The sequence below is a fragment of the Streptomyces sp. NPDC030838 genome (genome assembly GCF_055572035.1).
Window position 1 is genome coordinate 1,491,418 of record NZ_JBVIED010000001.1, and the last position, 18,287, is coordinate 1,509,704.

Sequence of the window (18,287 nt, forward strand, 5' to 3'; positions counted from 1 at the left end):
ACACCGGGCCCGCCGACGCAGGCGAAGACACAGCACCCGAGACCGGGCGCGGCGCGGCCCCCGTCATCGGCGTGCGCCCGTCGCCTGCCGAGCGCCGGCCGCTGCCGCGACCCGCTCCACCGAGTGGTCAGCGCGCCGGGCGAGACCGATGACCCCGGCCAGCCGCTCCACCGTCTCCGGCACCTCCCAGTCGTCGCGCCGCAGCGAGGCCAGCGTCGTCGCCGGGGCGACCAACAGGTCCGGGGCGCCGGTCTCCAGAGCCCGGACGAGGACCGCCCAGGCCGCCTCCCACCGCTCCCGCTCGGGGCGTGCCCCGACGGCGGCGACCACGGCCTCCAGCGCCGCCTGGCGCAGATCGCCCCGCTCGGGGAGTTCGGCGGTGGCCGGATCGGCGAGCAGTGTCTCCGGGTCCGGCAGGTCCATGCGGTCCAGGTAGGCGAGGAGTTCGAGCCCGGGGCCGTCTCCCACCGCGCCCCGCACCAGCAGCGCCAGCACATCGCGGGAGACGGCGGCCGCCGTACCGAAGGCCAGCAGGGTCAGCGCGGCCTCCCAGCTGCGGGGCGAGGGCCAGGCGCCGCCGCGCCGCGTCTCGGTGCTGGGCAGCCGGTGGATCAGCGTCGGCCGGGCCTCCAGGAAGCCGCAGACCGCGCGCCGGGCGAAGGCCACCGCCTCCGGCAGCCGCTCCGGCGCCAGCCGGGGCAGCTCCGCGCGGGGCCAGACCCCGCCCAGCCCGCGCACCACCACCTCCCGGTCGTGCACCCAGTACAGATGCACGAACCGGTTGGCCAGCGGCGGGCTCAGCTCCCAGCCGTCCGCCGCCGACGCGCGCGGATTGGCGGCGGCCACGATCCGCACTCCCGGCGGCAGTTGCAGCGCCCCGACCCTCCGCTCCAGGACCACCCGGAGCAGTGCGGCCTGGACGGCCGGGGTGGCGGTGGACAGTTCGTCCAGGAAGAGCAGGCCCCGGCCGGCCCGTACCAGCTCCACGGCCCATTGCGGCGGCGCCATCGGCACCCCTTGCACGGCCGGGTCGTCGCCCACGATGGGCAGCCCGGAGAAGTCGGACGGTTCGTGGACGCTGGCGATCACGGTCGTCAGCGGCAGGTCGAGGGAGGCGGCGAGCTGGGTCAGGGCTGCGGTCTTGCCGATGCCCGGCTCGCCCCAGAGCAGCACGGGCAGGTCGGCCGCGACGGCCAGGGTGAGCGCTTCGAGCTGCTCGTCGGGGCGCGGCTCGGTGGTGGTCGTCCGCAGGAGGGTGAGGAGGTCGTCGGCGAGGGCGAGTTGGGTGCCGGTCCGGAAGGCGTCGGCGGCGGGCGCGGGCGCGGGTGCGGGGAGAAGGGTGCTGGTGGTCATGGGCATCACCTGGGGTGGGAGAAGGGAACGGAACGGGACGGCCGTCCCGGAGGTCATGGGGGCGTACGGCGCCGGAACGCGCGGTGCGGGTAAGGGACTTCCGCGGTGGTCAGCAGGTCAGACCGGTGCGGGGCCGGCCCCGGCCGGTGCGCTTGCGGCGCATCGCGAGAGGCGTACGGCGGTCGAGCCGGGGACGGTGGTCCGCCTCCGTGTGCTCCCCGCCCGCGGCGGTACCGCCGTCCGCCGCACCGGCGGCGGGGTGCACGGCGACCAGCCCCGAGCGGAAGAGCCCGTGGTCGATGCGGCGCGCCGCGGCCGACTCCAGTTCCTCGCGGAGCGGCCCGTCGCGCAGGACCGCGGCGGGACCGAGCAGCCCCTCGACCACGGTCAGCGCCCCGGCGATGTCACCGTGGCGGAGCCGCTCCCGCACCGCGGGCAGTGCCTCCGGGCTGCGGTGCACGGCGTCGATCGCCCGCAGGCAGGGCAGTGCCGGCCCGCCGAGCGCCACCAGCAGTTCCTCCCGGCGCAGTTCGGCCGGGTCGTGATCGACCGCCGTCAGCACCCCGTCCCGCAGCGCGATCCGGTGGACCGCGCCCCGGCATTCCACCCGGTGCGGGTCACCGGGCAGGGCGGCCGGTCCGCCCACCGGGGCGGAGCCGGACACCAGGGCCAAGTCGGCCGGCGGGGCGGAGCCGGACACCAGGGCGAAGCCGGCCGGCGGGGCGGAGCCGGACACCAGGGCGAAGCCGGCCGGCGGGGCGGAGCCGGGCACCAGGGCGGAGCCGGCCGGCGGGACGGAGCCGAAGACCGGCGGCAGCGCCGCGGCGACGAGCGGATGCAGCCGCTCGGCCGGGACGAGCCCTGCCCGCAGCAGCTCCAGGTCCGGCAGGACCCGGGCCGCCGCCTCGGGCAGCACCGGAAGCGCCGCGGTCTCCTGCGGCGGCAGCGTCTCCCGCAGCGGCCGGACCGTCGGGGCATGGCTGTCGTCGGGGGCGACGAGTTCGAGCACGGCGCGGCGACGGGCACCGAGCCGCACGGTGAACGCCCCGCGCGGACGCCCCTCGGCCCGCAGCAGCAGCTCCGCCTCGGCGGCCCAACGCCCCACCGCCCACGGGGAATCGTCCGCGGCAGGCGGGTCCTGCGGGAGCGGGAGGCCGGGCGGCGGCGCCGACGGTGCTGCCTCCGCACCGCACCGCCGTGCCAGTTCCCCGCTTCGCCCGGCGTCCCAGAGGTGCCGATGCAGGTCGAGCCGGAAACGGCGGTCGGGATGCGGGTGCGGGTGGTGCCGTGGGGCGCCGTTCGCGGATCCGTCCCACAGGGCCAGGGACATCCGCTGTCCGGCGTCCGCCCAGGCCGGCGGTGTCCGCACCACCAGTTCCAGCGGCGTGGCGCCGGAACTCCGGTAACGGGCCAGCGAGAGGGTGAGGCCGGGCCGCAGTCGCCCGTCGGGGGCGATCCGGGGCATGTGCCAGCGGAGCAGATCCGGCGCCAGCCGGCGCAGATCCGCGCGGAGGCGGTGGACGAGGTCGGTGCCGTGGCGGTCGCGCACGGCGCGCAGATCGAGATCGACGTCGATCCGGGCGGCGGCGCAGGCCCCCGCCCAGTCACCGACCGCACGCCGTGCGGTCGCGGTCTCGATCATGGACGGTGGCACGGCGTACTCACGCACGCGCTGCCACATCAGCAGTCGGGATGGAAGCTCGTTCGCGAAGTGATGTGCCATCAGCACTCACCTTGCGCGAACGATTCCCCCAATCCGTACGAGGAGAAGGTCATCATCGCGGACATCGTAGCCGTCGCGAAGACGATCTGTCAGTCCCTTACCGGCCGTGCCCAGTCGGGCCGCCTACGGCACCGGCCGGACGACCATCGCCGAGCCCCCGCCCCGCCGTACCGTCTCCGCCGCCGCCAGCCACGTGCCGTTCGGCAGCCGTTGCACACCGGTGGCCGCGCCGATCTCCGGGTTGCGCCGGAAGGCGTGCCCGACGCCCTCCAGTTCGGCCCGCATCTCGCTGTCGTAGAGGCCCGGTTCGAGGTCGGTCTGTGCGGCGTTGCGCTGGCTGGCGCGCGGTGCGGCGATCGCGTCGACGAGGGGCAGGCCGCGGTCGAGGAACCCGGTGAGGGTCTGGAGCACGGTGGTGATGATGGTGGAGCCGCCGGGCGAACCGAGGGCCACGACCGGCCGGTCGTGCCGGTCCAGCACGATCGTCGGCGACATCGACGACCGGGGCCGCTTGCCCGGTCCGGGCAGGTTCGGGTCGTGGACGGCCGGGTTGGCGGGAGCGAAGGAGAAGTCCGTCAGCTCGTTGTTGAGAATGAATCCGCGGTCCGGAACAGTGATGCCGCTGCCGCCGGTCTGCTCGATGGTGAGGGTGTAGGAGACGACGTTGCCCCACTTGTCGGCGACCGTCAGATGCGTGGTGTTCTCGCCCTCGTACGTCGTGGGCGCCGCCGTGCCGCCGGTGCCGCAGGCCGCCGGGTCGCGCGGGTCGCCGGGGGCGAGCGGGCTGGTGAGCACCGCGTCGTCCTTGATGAGGCAGGCGCGCGAATCGGCGTACCGCTGCGACAGCAGTTCCTTCGTTGGTACGTCCTCGAAGGCCGGGTCGCCGACCCAGCGCCCGCGGTCGGCGAAGGCGATCCGGCTGGCCTCGATGTAGCGGTGCAGGTACCGCGCCTCGCTCGCCTTCGACAGGTCGGTCCGCTCCAGGATGTTGAGGGCCTCGCCGACCGTGGTGCCGCCCGAGGAGGAGGGCGCCATGGAGTAGACGTCGAGCCCGCGGTAGGACGTCTTCGTGGGGGCCTGGAACCTGACGCGGTAGGCGGCCAGGTCCTTCGCGGACAGGTCGCCGGGGCGGGGGTTCCAGTTCGAACCAGGGTCGACGCGCGGCTTGTTGACCGTGTCGACGACGTCCTGGCCGAGATCGCCCCGGTAGAGCGTACCGACGCCCTTGCGGGCCAGTTCCTCGTACGTGCGGGCGAGGTCAGGGTTCTTGAACGTCGAGCCGACGACCGGGAGTTCGCCGTCCGGCAGGAACAGCTCGGCGGTGTCGGGGAAGTACCGGAAGCGGGTCTCGTTGGCGGCGGTCTGCGCGCGGAAGGTGGCGTCGACGGTGAAGCCGTCGCGGGCCAGCCGCACGGCGGGCTTCAGCAGGGTGCCGAGCCGTTCGCTGCCCCACTTGTCGAGGGCGGCCCGCCAGGTGGCGGGTGTGCCGGGGGTGCCGACGGAGAGGCCGCTGGTGCCGGCCTCGGCGAAGGTGAGGGGTTTGCCGTTCTCCAGGAAGAGCTGGGAGTCCGCGGTCAGCGGGGCGGTCTCGCGGCCGTCGATGGTGTGCACGGTGCGGGACTTGGCGTCGTAGTAGACGAAGTAGCCGCCTCCGCCGATGCCCGCGGAGTAGGGCTCGGTGACGCCGAGCGCGGCGGCGGTGGCGACGGCCGCGTCGACCGCGTTGCCGCCGTTCCTCAGCACCTCGATGCCGACGGCGGAGGCGTCCGCGTCGACGCTGGCGACGGCGCCGCCGTGGCCGACGGCGACGGGGACCTTCTCGGGCTCCGTGCGCGGGGCCGTGGGTGGCGCGGCGGCGCCCACCGACACGACGGCGACCGAGACCGCCAGGACGGACAGCTTCCGTGCGACAGGACGACGCATCCGCACCTCCAGAGAAAGGCCGTTCGGGCAGCGTAGTCCATGACCATGGGCACGTCAGGAGCACCCGCTACGATGCCCGGCCATGAACGACGACGTGCGCAACCTCGTCCTGGGCGTGCTGGCGACCGGCATCAGCGCCGCACTGGGCTGGTTCACCCGCACCTATCTCTGGAAGCGCAGACTCCGTCGCAAGCAGGCGTTCTTCGGGCTGCCGGACAACTCCGAGTCGCTGCTGGTGGTCAACCGGGACGCGGGCGGGCCGGATCTGACGGTGACCCGGCACGACGTCTTCGCGCTGCTGGAGCTGTCGGCCCTGATCAAGGACTGCAACGCGCACGCGCAGGTCGTCGCGCACGACTCGGCCCAGCAGGGTTTCGGTGAACGCACCGAGTTCTGCGTGGGCGGGCCGGCCTCCAACCGCCGGATGGCGGCCCATTTGCACAGCCTGCTGCCGGGGGTGCGGGTCAACGTCGACGCCGAGCCGGGGCCGGAGCGGGGCGCCTTCCAGATCGGCGGCGAGCGCTATGTGCTGGAGCCGGGCCGCACGGAGTACGTGCTGCTGGCCCGGCTCACCGCCGGAGAGGCACGGCAGGCGCGGCCGGTGTTCCTGTTCTGCGGGCAGCGGGCGATCGACAACCAGGCCGCGACCCGCTATCTCGCCCGCCACCACGAGCGGCTGTCGCGCAAGTACGGCACGGGCTCCTTCGTGCTGCTCCTGAAGGTGGTCAACTCGCAGGCGTACGGGCCGGACGTGGTGGAGCTGGTGGCGGACGTGACGCGGGCGGCGCAGTCGCCGATCCCGGCGGCAGCCGAGCCGTCCGCCCTTCAATGATTGTTACTTTCACGTAACTTACCGACGGGTTACCCCCGGTAAGCCACTGAGGTTACCGTCGGGTCACTTTTCGTTGACACGCGTGAGGAGTGACCCGTGGGACACCATCGCAAGGCCCTGCGCACGACCGCCGTGGGCGCCGTCTCCGCGACCCTGGTCGCCGGTGGCGCCCTCACCGTCGCCCCCACCGCCCACGCCGCGACCGGCGGCGTCCGGTTCGTCGACATCGCCGGCGACGGCGGTACGACGCTCAAGGCGAACGTCGTCACCCCGGCCGGCGCCGACGGCTCGCACCGCTACCCGCTGATCGTGCTGCCCACGAGCTGGGCCACGCCCCAGATCGAGTATCTGGCCCAGGCTCAGAAACTCGCCGACTCCGGCTATGTGGTCGTCACCTACAACGTGCGCGGGTTCTGGCAGTCCGGCGGCCATATCGAGGTCGCGGGCCCACCCGACATAGCGGACGCGTCGAAAGTGATCGACTGGGCCCTCGCCCACACCCCGTCCGACGCGGGGAACGTCGGCATGGCGGGCGTCTCCTACGGCGCCGGCATCAGCCTGCTCACCGCCGCGCACGACGAGCGGGTCAAGGCGGTCGCCGCGCTCAGCGGCTGGTCCGACCTCATCGACTCCATCTACTCCGGCCGCACCCAGCACGCCCAGGCCGCCGCCCTGCTCCAGGGCGCGGGACAGCTCACCGGCCGCCCGAGCGCCGAACTCCAGCAGATCTTCCAGGACTTCTTCGCCTCCAACCTGGACAAGGAGGACGAGATGATCGCCTGGGGGAAGAAGCGCTCCCCCGCGACCTACGTCGACCGGATCAACGACCACGGCACGGCGGTGATGCTCGCCAACGCCTGGGGCGACACCATCTTCCCGCCCAACCAGTACGCCGACTTCTACGAGAAGCTGACCGGCCCGAAGAGACTCCAGCTGCGGCCCGGCGACCACGCGACCGCCGAGGCGACGGGCCTGCTCGGGCTGCCCAACGACGTGTGGACCGACACCGAGCGCTGGTTCGACCACCATCTCAAGGGCGAGGACAACGGCATCGACCGCGAGCAACCGGTGCGGCTGAAGTCCCGTTCGGGCGGCGGCTACGAGGACTACCCGGACTGGAAGTCGGTCGCCGCGACCCAGCGGAAGATCACCCTCGGGGGCACCACCACGATCGACACGAACGTCAACTCCGGGGCGGACGGCGGGGTCATCTTCCTGTCCAACCTGCTCGACCAGGTCGCCCAGGTCCCCCCGGTCGCCTCGATCCCCCTGCTTCCGCGCCGTTGGGCCGCCGTCTGGCAGTCGGAGAAGTACGCCACGGCCCAGCGGGTGCGGGGCGCCGCCACGCTGCACACCACGGTCACCTCGACCAAGGAGAGCGGAACCCTCGTCGCGTACCTCTACGACGTGGGCCCGCTCGGCCTCGGCAAGCTGGTCAGCAACGCGCCGTACACCTTCCACGGACAGACGCCCGGAAAGCCGTTCGGCGTCGACCTGGAGCTGTTCTCCACGGCCTACGACGTCCCGGCAGGGCACCGGCTCGCCCTGGTCGTCGACACGGTCGACCCGCTCTACATCGAGCACAACCCGTCCGGCGCGCGGCTGACCTTCTCCTCACCGGCGAACGACCCGTCGTACGTGTCGATTCCGCTGCGCGAGCAGTGATCGGCGGCCGCGGCCGGACGGCCCGGCTCTGGGCAAGCGTCCTCACCACGAGGATGAACGGCACATCGTAGTCGAGATCCGACGCGCTGGGCGCGGGGCACCCGGATGGCGAGGGCCATGGGCGGTGCCCCCCGCTCAGTGACGGAGGATCTTGGAACCCCGGTGCCTCAAGGGCCTGAGGGCTGAAGGACCGGAAGACGATGCCGGCCTCGGCGCGCAGCCGGGCGAGCGCCTTGCCCTCCTCCGGCAGCGGCTTGCCGTCGAGCAGGATCGTCCCGGACTGGATGCGTAGTACTTGTTGACGTTCCGCAGCTCGATCAACGGATCGACGGCCATGCTCAGCGCTACCCACTTTCCGCTGTGTCGTGGTGGCCGCAAACTATCCATCCCAGAAGGGAGTTAAGTCACGACACGCATCTTTCGGGCATAAGCCGTATTTACGTCAGCGCGCCGCTTCAGGCCTCCGCGACCTCGGCGTACAGCTGGGACAGCTCGGGCACCCCGCTCGCCGCCCACTCCTGCCCGGCGGCCACCACGTCGACCTCCCGCCCCGAGGCGAGCAGGACGACCGGCTGCCCGTCGGAGCGGATCTCCCAGGACGCGCCGGGCACCGTCCGCACCACCACCGTGCCCAGATACAGGCCGGCGTCGTTGCCCAGCCGGAGCAGCGTCTCCGCGTCGTCCCGCCAGCGCGGCGGCAGCTGGTCCAGCGCCTCCAGCGAGGCCGCCGTGTCGTCCAGCCGGACCCCCGCCTGGCCCGCCTGGGAACGCAGCAGCTCACATTCGGCCAGGAGTTCGGCGATGCCCGCGGGATCGGGAGTCCCACGCTCCGTGTGCCGGTCGCCCAGGAAAGGGATGTTCATACCTCCAGCCTGACATTCGTACCGGCGTGCGCACCACAGGGCACGCGGACGATCCCGGCCACGCCCGCGGGCGGTTTCACGCCGTGTTCTCCCCCGGTTCGTTGACGGGTCCCCGCCCCCTCTCTAGCTTCACGGAGCGGTGTCCGTGTCGCCTGTGTCGGGAGGTCCGGTTGGTGCGTCGAGGGGTCCGAGGGCTGGCGGTCGTCCTCCTGCTGTGCGCGTCCGCGGCCCCGACGGCCGCCGCCCGGGCCGCCGGCGAGCGCCCCGCCGAACCGAAGCCGATCACCCAGCTGTTCGACAACACGGCCGTCAGCGACGACGCCCGCCCCGCCGCGGCGGACTTCGACGGCACCGGCGCCTCCCTGTCCGCGCGGGACCTCGCCGCGGCCGGCTGGACGCCCGGCCGTTCGCTCACCGTGCAGGGTGCCCGGCTCACCTGGCCGAAGCGGGCCGCGGGCGAGCCGGACAACGTCGTCGCCGACGGCCAGGAGGTCCGGGTGCACGGCCACGGCGACGCCCTCGCCTTCCTGGTCGCGGGCACCACCGGACAGGACGTGACCGGCTCGGGCACGGTCGGGTACGCCGACGGCTCCGCCTCCTCCTACCTGCTCACCGCCCCCGACTGGCGCCGCGGCCCGCTCGCCACCAAGGCGGTGGCGCTGCCGCACATCAACACCCCCGGCGGCCAACTCGCCGAGAAGGCCCGGCTGTACGTCGTGACGGTGCCCCTCGTGCGGGACCGCGAGGTGGTGTCGGTACGGCTGCCGCGCGCGGCCGGACTGCATGTGTTCGCGGTGTCGGTACGGGCGGGCACGGCCGGCTGGACCGGCAGCTGGACCACGGCGACCTCCGGCTATCCGACCGTGGGGCCGTGGACCGACCGGACGCTGCGGCTGGTGGTGCACACCTCGGCGGGCGGGCCGCGGGTGCGGCTGCGCCTCGACAACACCTTCGCTTCCGCGCCGGTACGGATCGGCAGCACCACGGTCGCGGTCCAGGCGGCGGGCGCGGCGGCGCTCGGCACACCCGTACCGCTGACGTTCGGGGGCGCGCCGGGCACCGTCATCCCGGCGGGCGCGCAGGCCTATAGCGACCCCGTCGACTTCGACGTGCCGGCCGACGCCAATCTGCTGGTCAGCTTCCACCTCCCCCACACGGTCCCGGCGGCGCCGGTGCACCGGCTCGCGCAGCAGCGGTCGTACGTCAGCGAACCCGGCGACCACGCGGCCGACGGCACGGCGAGCGCGTACACCTCGGTCATCACCAGCTGGCCGCTGCTCACCGGGGTGGACGTGGGCCGCGGGCCGGGCTCGGTGGTGCTGCTCGGCGACTCCATCACCGACGGGGACAAGTCGACGGTGGACGCCAACCGGCGCTGGCCGAACGTGCTGGCCCGGCGGCTGCTGGCGCAGGACGAGGTGCCGCACTACGGCGTGCTCAACCAGGGCATCTCGGCGAACCGCGTGGTCACCGACGTCTACCCGGGCGACGGCGTCTCCACCAGCTCCGGCGGGGTGAGCGCCCTGCACCGGCTCGACCGGGACGTCCTCGCCCAGACCTCGGCCCGCACGGTGGTCGTCTTCCAGGGCGTCAACGACGTCCGCTGGGGCACGACCGCGGCGCGGGTGACCGCCGGGCTGCGGGAGATCGCCGATCGCGCGCACGCCCGCGGGCTGCGGGTGCTGGCGGCGACGATCCTGCCCTGCGAGGGCGAGGTCCGCTGCACGGCCGCCGTCGACGCCGAGCGGGTCGCCGTCAACGACTGGATCCGCCGCGCCGGCGTCTTCGACGGGGTGCTGGACTTCGACGCGGTGATCCGCGACCCCGCGCGGCCGTCCCGGATGCTGCCCTCGTACGACAGCGGGGACCACCTGCATCCGGGGGACGCCGGCCTGGCGGCGCTGGCGGAGTCGGTGGACCTGCGGCTGCTGTGACGGCTACACGTCCAGGTCGACCACGACCGGCGCGTGGTCCGAGGCGCCCTTGCCCTTGCGCTCCTCGCGGTCCACGTAGGCGTCCTTGACGGCCTTGGCGAACGGCTGGTTGCCGTAGACCAGGTCGATGCGCATGCCGCGGTTCTTGGGGAAGCAGAGCTGGCGGTAGTCCCAGTACGTGAACGGGTGGTCGTACTTCAGGGGGCGCGGGACCACGTCGGCGAGGCCCGCCTCCTGAAGCGAGGCGAGGGCGGCGCGCTCGGCCGGGGTGACGTGGGTGGAGCCCTCGAAGGCGGCCGGGTCGAAGACGTCGTCGTCGGTCGGGGCCACGTTGTAGTCGCCCATCACGGCGAACGGGCGGCTGCCGCCCGCGTCGCCCGCGACCGCCGCCTTCAGGGCCTCGAACCACTGGAGCTTGTACGCGTAGTGCGGGTGCTCCACCTCACGGCCGTTCGGCACATACACCGACCAGACGCGGACCGGGCCGCAGGTCGCGGAGATGGCGCGGGGCTCCACCACGCCGTCGAAGCCGGGGTCGCCGGGCAGGCCCTTGACCACGTCCTCGATGCCGACGCGGGAGAGCACCGCCACGCCGTTCCAGCGGCCGGTCGCGTGCACCGCCGCCTCGTAGCCGAGGTCGCGCAGCTCGTCGAACGGGAACTGCTCCTCGGCGACCTTGGCCTCCTGGAGGCAGAGCACGTCGGTGCCGCTGCTCTCCAGCCAGGCCAGGAGCCTCGGCAGGCGGGCGGTGATCGAGTTCACGTTCCAGGTCGCGATGCGCATGCCTCACAACCTACCGGGCGGGACTGACAACGCGGTCCCGCCCGGGTGGCCGCTAGGCCCTGTCGTTTGGATCAGCCCGGCTGTGAGGTGCGGTGCGTCTTGGCCGACTCGAGCGGGGTCTGGTGCGTGCAGCTGCAAGGCGGAGGAGGGAGTCGACGCGGAGCGTCGGCGAGTGACGACAACGCGGCAGATGTGCGTGCCAGACCCCGCGACGCCGGGATGATCCAAACGACAGGGCTTACAGCTCCGCGGAGTCTCCGGGCGTCAGCCGCAGGTGCTCCGAGCCGCCCAGCGCGCCGATCTGGCGGTCGTAGATCGGGCGGGCGAGGTCGGTGAGGAGGGCGTCGTGGATGTCGTAGGCGCGCTGCGGGCGCAGCTCGCGGACGTAGTCGATGACCTCGGAGATCTTGCTCCACGGGGCCATGACCGGGAGCATCAGCGTCTCCACCGGGTGGTCGGGGACGGTGAGGGCGTCGCCGGGGTGGAAGACCTTGCCGCCGTCGATCAGGTAGCCGACGTTGGTGATGCGCGGGATGTCCGGGTGGATCACCGCGTGCAGCTCGCCGTGGACCTGAACGTCGAAGCCCGCGGCCGTGAAGGTGTCGCCGTGGCCGACGGTGTGCACCCGCCCCGGGAACGCCGCCGAGAGCTGCTCCGCGACCGACTTCAGGGTCCAGATCTCGGCCGCCGGATTGGCCTCCATCCCGGCCCGCAGCCGCACCTCGTCGAAGTGGTCGGGGTGCTCGTGCGTGACGAGGATCGCGTCCGCGCCGACGGCGGCGTCCGCCTCGCTGAATCCGCCGGGGTCGAGGACGAGCGTGCGCCCGTCCTTCTCCAGACGGACGCAGGCGTGCGACTTCTTCGTGAGCTTCAGCTTCATGGGGTCATCCTGCCGTCCGGGCGGGACGTGCGCTCACTCCTGGGGCGTGGTCTCCTCCCGGATCACCTGCTGCGCCACCCGGAACGCGCTGTTCGCCGCCGGTACGCCGCAGTAGACGGCGGCGTGCAGCAGCACCTCCTTGATCTCGGCCGGGGTCAGGCCGTTGCGCAGGGCGGCGCGGGTGTGGAAGGCCAGCTCGTCCAGGTGGCCGCCCGCGACCAGGGCGGTCAGGGTGATGCAGCTGCGGGTGCGCCGGTCCAGGCCCGGGCGGTCCCAGACCTCGCCCCAGGCGTAGCGGGTGACGAACTCCTGGAAGTCCCCGGAGAACTCGTCCGCCTGCGCCAGCGCCCGGTCCACGTGCGCGTCGCCGAGCACCTCCCGGCGCACCTTGATCCCGGCGTCGTACGGGTCCGGCCGGCCCACGGCGTGCGGCTGCGCGGCGGCCGGGGCGATCTCGGCGATGGGCGCGATCGGCGCGGTCTGCGGGGGCACCGCGGCGAGCACCGGCTTGACCGGGGCGGCCGCGATGGCCATCTGGCCGGTGCCGGGGTCGACGACCGGCTGCCAGGCGGTGGAGAAGTGGGTGACCAGCAGGTCCGTGACCGCGGCGGGCTGCTCGACGGGCACCAGGTGGGAGGCGCCGGGGACGACGGCGAGGCGGGCGTCCGGGATCCCGGCGACCAGGGTGCGGGCTTCGGCGGGGCCGGTGACCTGGTCCTCCGAGCCGACCAGGACCAGGGTGGGGACGCCCACCCGGCCCAGCTCCGGCCGGACGTCGAAGGTGGCCAGTGCCTCGCACGCGGCGATGTAGCAGCCGGGGTCGGTGGTGCGCACCATCTGCACCGCCCAGTCGGTGATCGCGGGCTGGGCGGCGGCGAAGCCGGAGGTGAACCAGCGGTCGGGCGCGGTGCGGGCGATCGGGTCGAGTCCGTTGGTGCGGACGATCACGCCGCGCTGGCGGAACTCGTCCGCCGTGCCGAACCTCGGGGAGGCGGCGATCAGCACGAGGGAGGCCAGGCGCTCCGGGTGGCGCAGGGCCAGCTCCACGCCGACGGCGCCGCCGAGCGCGCAGCCCGCGTAGCCGAAGCGCTGCACGCCGAGGCCGTCGAGGGTGGTGAGCAGCCGGGCGGTGAGCTCGCTGACGGAACCCGCCGGGTAGGCGGGGGCGCCGCCGTGGCCCGGCAGGTCGAACCGGAAGACGCGCCACTGCTTGGTCAGCTCCGGAACCTGCCGGTCCCACATGTGCCATGTAGTACCCAGTGAGGGACCGAGGATCAGGACCGGGGCCTCTTCTGGCCCGTCAAAGCGGTATTGCAGGGTGTTCGACGGTGTCTCACTCACGCCCCAGACCCTCTCACGTCTCACGGACGCCCCTATAACGCGGGGGTGCAAGATACCGGTCTGACCAGGTTGAAGACCTCGCGGGCTGCGTATCGCTTGAGGCATCGGATGATCTCACGGCGGGTCTTGCCCTCCTGGGTGCGGCGTTCGTAGTACGCCTGGGTGCGCGGGTCGTGGCGCAGGCGGGTGAAGACGATGCGGTGCAGGGCCGCGTTCGCCTGACGGTCGCCGCCGTAGTTGAGCCGGCGTGTGCGCCGCCGGCCCGAGGAGTACTCGACGGGGCTGACTCCGCAAAGGGCAGCAAAGGACGCCTCGGTGTTCAGTCGCTCGGGGTTGTCTCCCATGGTGATTAGGAGAGTGACGGCGCTGTCGGGGCCGATGCCCACCGGTTCGAGTAGCTGGGGGGCGTGGCGTTCGACGAGCCGGGTCAGGCGTTGGTTCAGCTCGTCGATCTGAGCGGTGAGTTGTTCGATGCGCTCGGCGAGCATGCGCAACGTCAGATGGGTGGCCTGGGCCACCGCGTCCTCGTCTCCCCCACTGTCGTGCGGGGCGAGGCGCGCGCAGGTGCGGACCAGCTCGCGATTGCCCAGCCTGGACAGCTGTTCCCGCAGGGCGGGCTCAGCGATGACCAGGACGGCCTTGAGCTGGTTGATCGCCTGGGTGCGGGCCTTGACCGCGGAGTCCTTGGCGAGCTTGAACAACCTGGCGCTGTGCACCGGACCGTCGCCGGACTTGGCCCGCGCCCGGGCGCGGCCGCTGAGCACGGCTCGAGCGGCGGCCTGCGCATCGATCGGGTCCGACTTCCCCAGCAGCCGGCGGGCCGAGCGGTCGGGCCGGTTCACCTCATATACCTCGACCTGCTGCGCCAGCAGGTCGAGGGACAGGCCCGCGCCGAAGGTGCCGGTGCCCTCCACACCGGCCCGGCGCACCGTCCCCCGTTTACGGGCCCACACGAGCAGCTGCCGGTAGCCGGCCACCGTCGCCGGAAAGGACTCGGTGCCCAGGACCTTCCCCAGCGGGGACACCACGGCGGCGACGTGAACCTCGCCGTGCGTGTCAACACCCAGCACGACCTCTCTCCGCACGGGAGGATCCGTACTGGGGGAAGTGCTGTGCTGTCTGGTCGTCATGGTGGTTCGCCTCCTGCGTGGTGACATGCTGGGCGGATGGCACCGGCCCGCTCGGGCGGTCTGAACCGTGATGGCGCCTGAAACTCGGCAAGGCCCTCTAGGGACACGCCCTGTGGCTCGGTGACAGCAGACACCATCCCGCAAGGACAGTCGACAAGCCCGTGACTGGACACTTCGGTCAAAGATCTCAAGAGTCAGACCCCCGGTCCGGGACGGCACTGCGCAACCGTCCCATCGATCCCGGCGCACTGGCATGACCGACCACAGTCGCACGGCTTCAGCCGAACCAGCGCCCAGCCTGGTCGGAGAAGACTGACACTGTGTGGGGGCGTCACCGTCCCTGATCGCCTCCGCCATCACGCGGTCGACGGTCTGCCCCTGCTCCGCGTAGACCTCCAGGGGCGTGTCGGGCTTCGCGCCGTTGGCCTCGAATCCGGTCCTTGTGTAGGCCGGTTGGACGATAAGCGCCCGCACGCCGTGGTCACGGACCTCGTGGTGCAGGGACTCGGTGTAGCCCTCGACCGCATGCTTGGAGGCGGCATAGGCGGCCATGTAGGGCTGGGGCAAGAACCCGAGTACGGACGAGATGTTGATGATGCGCCCGCGCCTCTGAGCGCGCATGTGCGGCAGGACCTCCTTCACCATGCGCATGACCCCGAAGGGTGTCGCGGCTTGTGCCGACCACGTCGAAACCCGCTGCGACCAGTGCGAGCGCGGTTTCCTTCCCGATGCCGGATGACGCACCCGTCACGAGTGCAACCGGCCGATCTGTCCTCATCATGACTCCCGTACTCATTGAAAAACCGATCGGTTTTTACCGCAGTAAACCGATCGGTTTCCACATGCAAGCTCAGGCAGGGAGAAGGACGGTATGGGCAGGATCAGTGCGCAGGAGAGGCGCGAGAGCGTCGTCCGCGCGGCGATCGCCGAGTTTGCGATCGCCGGCTACCACGGCACCAGCACCGCGGCGACCGCCAGGCGGGCCGGCGTCACACAGCCGTATCTCTTCCGGCTCTTCCCGGACAAGAAGGCGCTCTTCGTCGCCGCTTTGACGCGGAGCATGGAGGACACGCGCCTGGCTTTCGAGGGGGCGGCCGACGGGGCGGAAGGCGCCGAGCGGGCTCTTCAGGCCATGACGAACGCGTACGCGCAGCTGATGTCGACGCGCCCCGAAACGCTCCTGATGCAGATGCAGGGATACGCCGTCGCGGCGGCCGCCGAGGCGCAGGGCGATGACCTGATCGGCGAGGTCGTCCGAGGCGGCTGGATGAGGATCTGGGAGACCGTGCACCTGCCGCTGGGCGCCGATGCCGACCGGACCGCAGGCTTCTTCGCCTGCGGCATGCTCGGCAACACTTCTTACGGCTATGGGGCTTCCCCCGAACGCCGGGCGGTGGGGAAGCGTTCGGGAGGGGCGATGCGTCAGCGCATGCCTGCCGCGTCGAGCAGGGTGATCACCGTGGGCGCGATGAGGCCCGTCAGTTTGTCCGCTCCGATGCCCGCGCGGGCGCTGGCACCGTCGAAGACCAGGCTGAGCTGTCGAGCCAGGAGACCGGGGTCACTCGCTCCGCCCTGCTCGGTCTCGGCGCGGAAGAAGGCGGTCAGGTTCTCCTTGATCTGATGGGCGACCCGGCTCGCGGGGTGGCCCTGGTCCTTGAGCTCGATCTGCGCGGCCAGGAAGGGGCAGCCGTGGAACTCGGGCGCGCGTGACTGCGATTCCACCTGCTCGAAGACGTGCAGGATCCGCTCCCGTGGTGAACGGTCGTCGTCCGCCGCGGGCAGGAGTGCCGCCACGTAGGCGGAAGTGCGCCGCTCCAGACTCGCCGCGAGCAGTTCGTCCTTGCTCTCGAACAGCTGGTACATGGAGCGCTTCGACACTCCCGCCGCCTTGCACAGCGCATCGACGCCGATGCCGACGCCTTCTCGGTAGGTGAGTGTTGCCGCCGCCTCCAGCAGCCGCTCCCTGGAACTTGACTTCGCTTCGGTGGTCATACCGCGAGGTTAACTCGATCCCAACGAACAGAAAACCGATCGGTTTACGGAACAGGCGGAGCGATCTCGGGAGTTGCCCGCAGCCGAGCGGGCGTGTGAGCTTGGTGGGCGGGGCCCCTCACGAAGACGGTGTCCGCGCCCACCATGACCGCGCGTGCCGCCGACATCGGGTGAATCCTCCCCCTCCCGCAACGCCTCGGTGGATTCAGGATCAGTGCGCGATCAGGGGCTCACCCTCCGACGGCGCCAGAGCCCGGTTCGGAATCAGGAGCGCTGCGAGCGCCGCACCGACCATGAAGATCCCGGCACCCCACGCCAGGGTGGCCGTGTAGCCCTCGACCCCGGCCTGCGCCACGGTCAGCGCGCCAGGCTTGTGCGAGGACAGGTAGTCGGTCGTGGCCGATGAGGCGACGGTGGTCAGCAGCGCCGTGCTGATCGAGCCGCCCACCTGCTGGCTGGTGTTGATCAGCGCTGAGGCGACGCCCGTGTCCTCGTGGTGCACGCCTGCGGTCGCTCCCTGGAACGCGGTGGTCATCACTGCGCCGATGCCGAGACCCAGCAGGATCATCCCGGGCATGATGTGGGCGACGTAGGTGCTGTCCAGGGTGAGCCGGGTCAGCAGAGCCATGCCGAAGGCGGAGACCAGGAACCCGGCGGTGATCACGGCCTTCGGTCCGACCCTGGGCAGCAGCAACGACGGCGCCGTGGTCGACGAGGCGACAATGCCCGCGACCATCGGCAGGAACGCCAGACCGGCCTCGATCGGCGAGTAGCCGATGCTGGCCTCCAGGTAATAGGTCAGGAACAGGAAGATCGAGAACATCCCCATGCCCAAGACGAACACCGCCAGGAACGAACCACCGCGGGTCCGGTCCAGCACCAGTCGCAGCGGCAGCAGCGGATACGCGACCCGGGACTCCAGCCACACGAACACCGCGAGCAACACGACGCCGCCCGCCAGGGACCCGAGGCTGACCGGGTCGGTCCAACTGGTGGATTCGACGTGCGCGAAACCGTAGACGATGGCGAACAGCGCGGCGCTGACCGTGACGGTGCCCGGGACGTCTATTCGGGGCCGTTCGGTGACCGCGGGCTTGGCGAGCAGCAGCAGCGCACCGAGGAGCGCGACGCCCGCGAAGATGACGTTCACGTACATCACCCAGCGCCACGATGTCCATTCGGTGAGCATGCCGCCGAGCAGCAGCCCGACCGCGGCACCCGCACCGGACAATGCACTGAAGATGCCGAACGCCTTCGGCCTCTCGGACGGCTGAGTGAAGGTCACGCTGAGCAGTGAGAGGGCCGCGGGTGCCAGCAGGGCGGCGAAGAGACCCTGTGCCACACGTGCCCCGACCAGGACCTCGAAGCTGCCGGCCGCGCCGCCGGCGACGGACGCGCCCGCGAAACCGACCAGGCCGGTCACGAAGGTGGTACGCCGGCCGAACAGGTCACCGAGTCGGCCACCGAGCAGCAGCAGGCTGCCGAACGCCAGGGCGTAACCCGTGATCACCCACTGCCGGCTGCCGTCACCGAAACCGAGGTCATGTTGGGCTGCGGGCAGCGCGATGTTCACGACGGTCGCGTCGAGCGTGACCATCAGCTGTGCCGTGCCCAGCACGACGAGCACCCACCAGCGCATGGCGTGTGAGCCGCGGCGGCCCGAGTCTGTCTTTCCGGAGGCGGGCGCCCCGCGGTCGATGGTGGTACTCACTTTTCCCCTTGGCTGCTGATTATTGGCATGGACCGGACACCGATGGGAAACCGATCGGTTTCCTCCAGGAAAACAGATCGGTTTTCGCAACGCAAGCGAGGGAAAGCCGCCTCCCGGCGCCATCCGGGTGCCATTCGGGCGATGGGTGTGCGTGGCG

At 71.9% G+C, this 18,287-nt stretch carries 13 protein-coding genes and 3 pseudogenes; 4 read left to right on the forward strand and 12 right to left on the reverse strand.

The genetic code is table 11. The annotated features are described in order from the left end of the window. Positions 1–63: 63 nt before the first annotated feature. The 3 genes from ACZ42A_RS06680 to ggt all read right to left on the reverse strand — a co-directional run bounded on the left by ACZ42A_RS06680 (position 64) and on the right by ggt (position 4,999). Positions 64–1,353, reverse strand: coding sequence for an AAA family ATPase (locus ACZ42A_RS06680; protein WP_468526029.1), 1,290 nt, complete (start codon positions 1,351–1,353; stop codon positions 64–66). Between the two features lie 109 nt (positions 1,354–1,462). Further along, positions 1,463–3,076 (reverse strand): hypothetical protein, encoded by a 1,614-nt coding sequence (locus ACZ42A_RS06685; RefSeq protein WP_468526030.1) that lies wholly within the window; start codon positions 3,074–3,076, stop codon positions 1,463–1,465. A 123-nt stretch (positions 3,077–3,199) separates the two neighbouring features. Further along, positions 3,200–4,999 carry a gamma-glutamyltransferase gene (gene ggt / locus ACZ42A_RS06690; protein WP_468526031.1) on the reverse strand — a complete coding sequence of 600 codons (1,800 nt, stop codon included), beginning with the start codon at positions 4,997–4,999 and terminating at the stop codon, positions 3,200–3,202. A gap of 82 nt (positions 5,000–5,081) precedes the next feature. Between ggt and ACZ42A_RS06695 the strand changes: the two genes are divergently transcribed. Beyond that, positions 5,082–5,831 (forward strand): hypothetical protein, encoded by a 750-nt coding sequence (locus tag ACZ42A_RS06695; protein ID WP_468526032.1) that lies wholly within the window; start codon positions 5,082–5,084, stop codon positions 5,829–5,831. Between the two features lie 96 nt (positions 5,832–5,927). Beyond that, on the forward strand, positions 5,928–7,496 hold the full coding sequence (locus ACZ42A_RS06700; RefSeq protein ID WP_468526033.1) for a CocE/NonD family hydrolase: 1,569 nt from the start codon (positions 5,928–5,930) through the stop codon (positions 7,494–7,496). A gap of 181 nt (positions 7,497–7,677) precedes the next feature. Here the strand turns inward: ACZ42A_RS06700 and ACZ42A_RS06705 are convergent. Both ACZ42A_RS06705 and ACZ42A_RS06710 read right to left on the reverse strand, forming a co-directional pair. Next, a pseudogene (locus ACZ42A_RS06705) lies at positions 7,678–7,782 on the reverse strand (amino acid ABC transporter ATP-binding protein); the annotation flags it as partial. A gap of 169 nt (positions 7,783–7,951) precedes the next feature. After that, positions 7,952–8,359 carry a DUF6278 family protein gene (locus ACZ42A_RS06710; protein WP_468526034.1) on the reverse strand — a complete coding sequence of 136 codons (408 nt, stop codon included), beginning with the start codon at positions 8,357–8,359 and terminating at the stop codon, positions 7,952–7,954. Positions 8,360–8,532: 173 nt separating this feature from the next. Here ACZ42A_RS06710 and ACZ42A_RS06715 point away from each other — a divergent pair, with 173 nt between their 5' ends. After that, complete coding sequence (locus ACZ42A_RS06715) at positions 8,533–10,293, forward strand: SGNH/GDSL hydrolase family protein (RefSeq protein WP_468526155.1); 1,761 nt, start codon at positions 8,533–8,535, stop codon at positions 10,291–10,293. 3 nt (positions 10,294–10,296) lie between these two features. Here the strand turns inward: ACZ42A_RS06715 and ACZ42A_RS06720 are convergent, their stop codons facing one another. The 5 genes and pseudogenes from ACZ42A_RS06720 to ACZ42A_RS06740 form a co-directional block, all read right to left on the reverse strand. Further along, positions 10,297–11,076: an exodeoxyribonuclease III gene (locus ACZ42A_RS06720; RefSeq protein ID WP_468526035.1), complete on the reverse strand. Its 780-nt coding sequence runs from the start codon at positions 11,074–11,076 to the stop codon at positions 10,297–10,299. A gap of 238 nt (positions 11,077–11,314) precedes the next feature. Continuing rightward, entirely contained in the window at positions 11,315–11,950 is a 636-nt protein-coding gene (locus ACZ42A_RS06725) for an MBL fold metallo-hydrolase (protein ID WP_468526156.1), read from the reverse strand. 39 nt (positions 11,951–11,989) lie between these two features. Continuing rightward, on the reverse strand, positions 11,990–13,297 hold the full coding sequence (gene pcaDC, locus ACZ42A_RS06730; RefSeq protein ID WP_468526036.1) for a bifunctional 3-oxoadipate enol-lactonase/4-carboxymuconolactone decarboxylase PcaDC: 1,308 nt from the start codon (positions 13,295–13,297) through the stop codon (positions 11,990–11,992). Positions 13,298–13,329: 32 nt separating this feature from the next. Beyond that, positions 13,330–14,427 (reverse strand): IS110 family RNA-guided transposase, encoded by a 1,098-nt coding sequence (locus ACZ42A_RS06735; protein ID WP_468526157.1) that lies wholly within the window; start codon positions 14,425–14,427, stop codon positions 13,330–13,332. 324 nt (positions 14,428–14,751) lie between these two features. Continuing rightward, positions 14,752–15,205 (reverse strand): annotated as a pseudogene (locus tag ACZ42A_RS06740) (SDR family NAD(P)-dependent oxidoreductase); the annotation flags it as partial. A gap of 93 nt (positions 15,206–15,298) precedes the next feature. Here ACZ42A_RS06740 and ACZ42A_RS06745 point away from each other — a divergent pair. Then, positions 15,299–15,415 (forward strand): annotated as a pseudogene (locus tag ACZ42A_RS06745) (TetR family transcriptional regulator); the annotation flags it as partial. 434 nt (positions 15,416–15,849) lie between these two features. On the opposite strand, the gene ACZ42A_RS06750 reads toward ACZ42A_RS06745, so the two are convergent. Further along, the gene (locus tag ACZ42A_RS06750; RefSeq protein WP_468526037.1) at positions 15,850–16,419 is read right to left on the reverse strand and encodes a TetR/AcrR family transcriptional regulator; all 570 of its coding nucleotides are present in this window, start codon (positions 16,417–16,419) and stop codon (positions 15,850–15,852) included. A gap of 211 nt (positions 16,420–16,630) precedes the next feature. After that, entirely contained in the window at positions 16,631–18,058 is a 1,428-nt protein-coding gene (locus ACZ42A_RS06755; protein ID WP_468526158.1) for an MFS transporter, read from the reverse strand. Positions 18,059–18,287: the final 229 nt, after the last annotated feature.

Coding starts and splice junctions, on each gene's coding strand:
- ACZ42A_RS06695 (WP_468526032.1), top strand. CDS start 5,082: ATGAACGACGACGTGCGCAACCTCGTCCTGGGCGTGCTGGCGACCGGC.
- ACZ42A_RS06710 (WP_468526034.1), bottom strand. CDS start 8,359: ATGAACATCCCTTTCCTGGGCGACCGGCACACGGAGCGTGGGACTCCC.
- ACZ42A_RS06720 (WP_468526035.1), bottom strand. CDS start 11,076: ATGCGCATCGCGACCTGGAACGTGAACTCGATCACCGCCCGCCTGCCG.
- ACZ42A_RS06755 (WP_468526158.1), bottom strand. CDS start 18,058: ATGCGCTGGTGGGTGCTCGTCGTGCTGGGCACGGCACAGCTGATGGTC.
- ACZ42A_RS06735 (WP_468526157.1), bottom strand. CDS start 14,427: ATGACGACCAGACAGCACAGCACTTCCCCCAGTACGGATCCTCCCGTG.
- ACZ42A_RS06680 (WP_468526029.1), bottom strand. CDS start 1,353: ATGACCACCAGCACCCTTCTCCCCGCACCCGCGCCCGCGCCCGCCGCC.
- ACZ42A_RS06685 (WP_468526030.1), bottom strand. CDS start 3,076: ATGGCACATCACTTCGCGAACGAGCTTCCATCCCGACTGCTGATGTGG.
- ACZ42A_RS06750 (WP_468526037.1), bottom strand. CDS start 16,419: ATGACCACCGAAGCGAAGTCAAGTTCCAGGGAGCGGCTGCTGGAGGCG.
- ggt (WP_468526031.1), bottom strand. CDS start 4,999: ATGCGTCGTCCTGTCGCACGGAAGCTGTCCGTCCTGGCGGTCTCGGTC.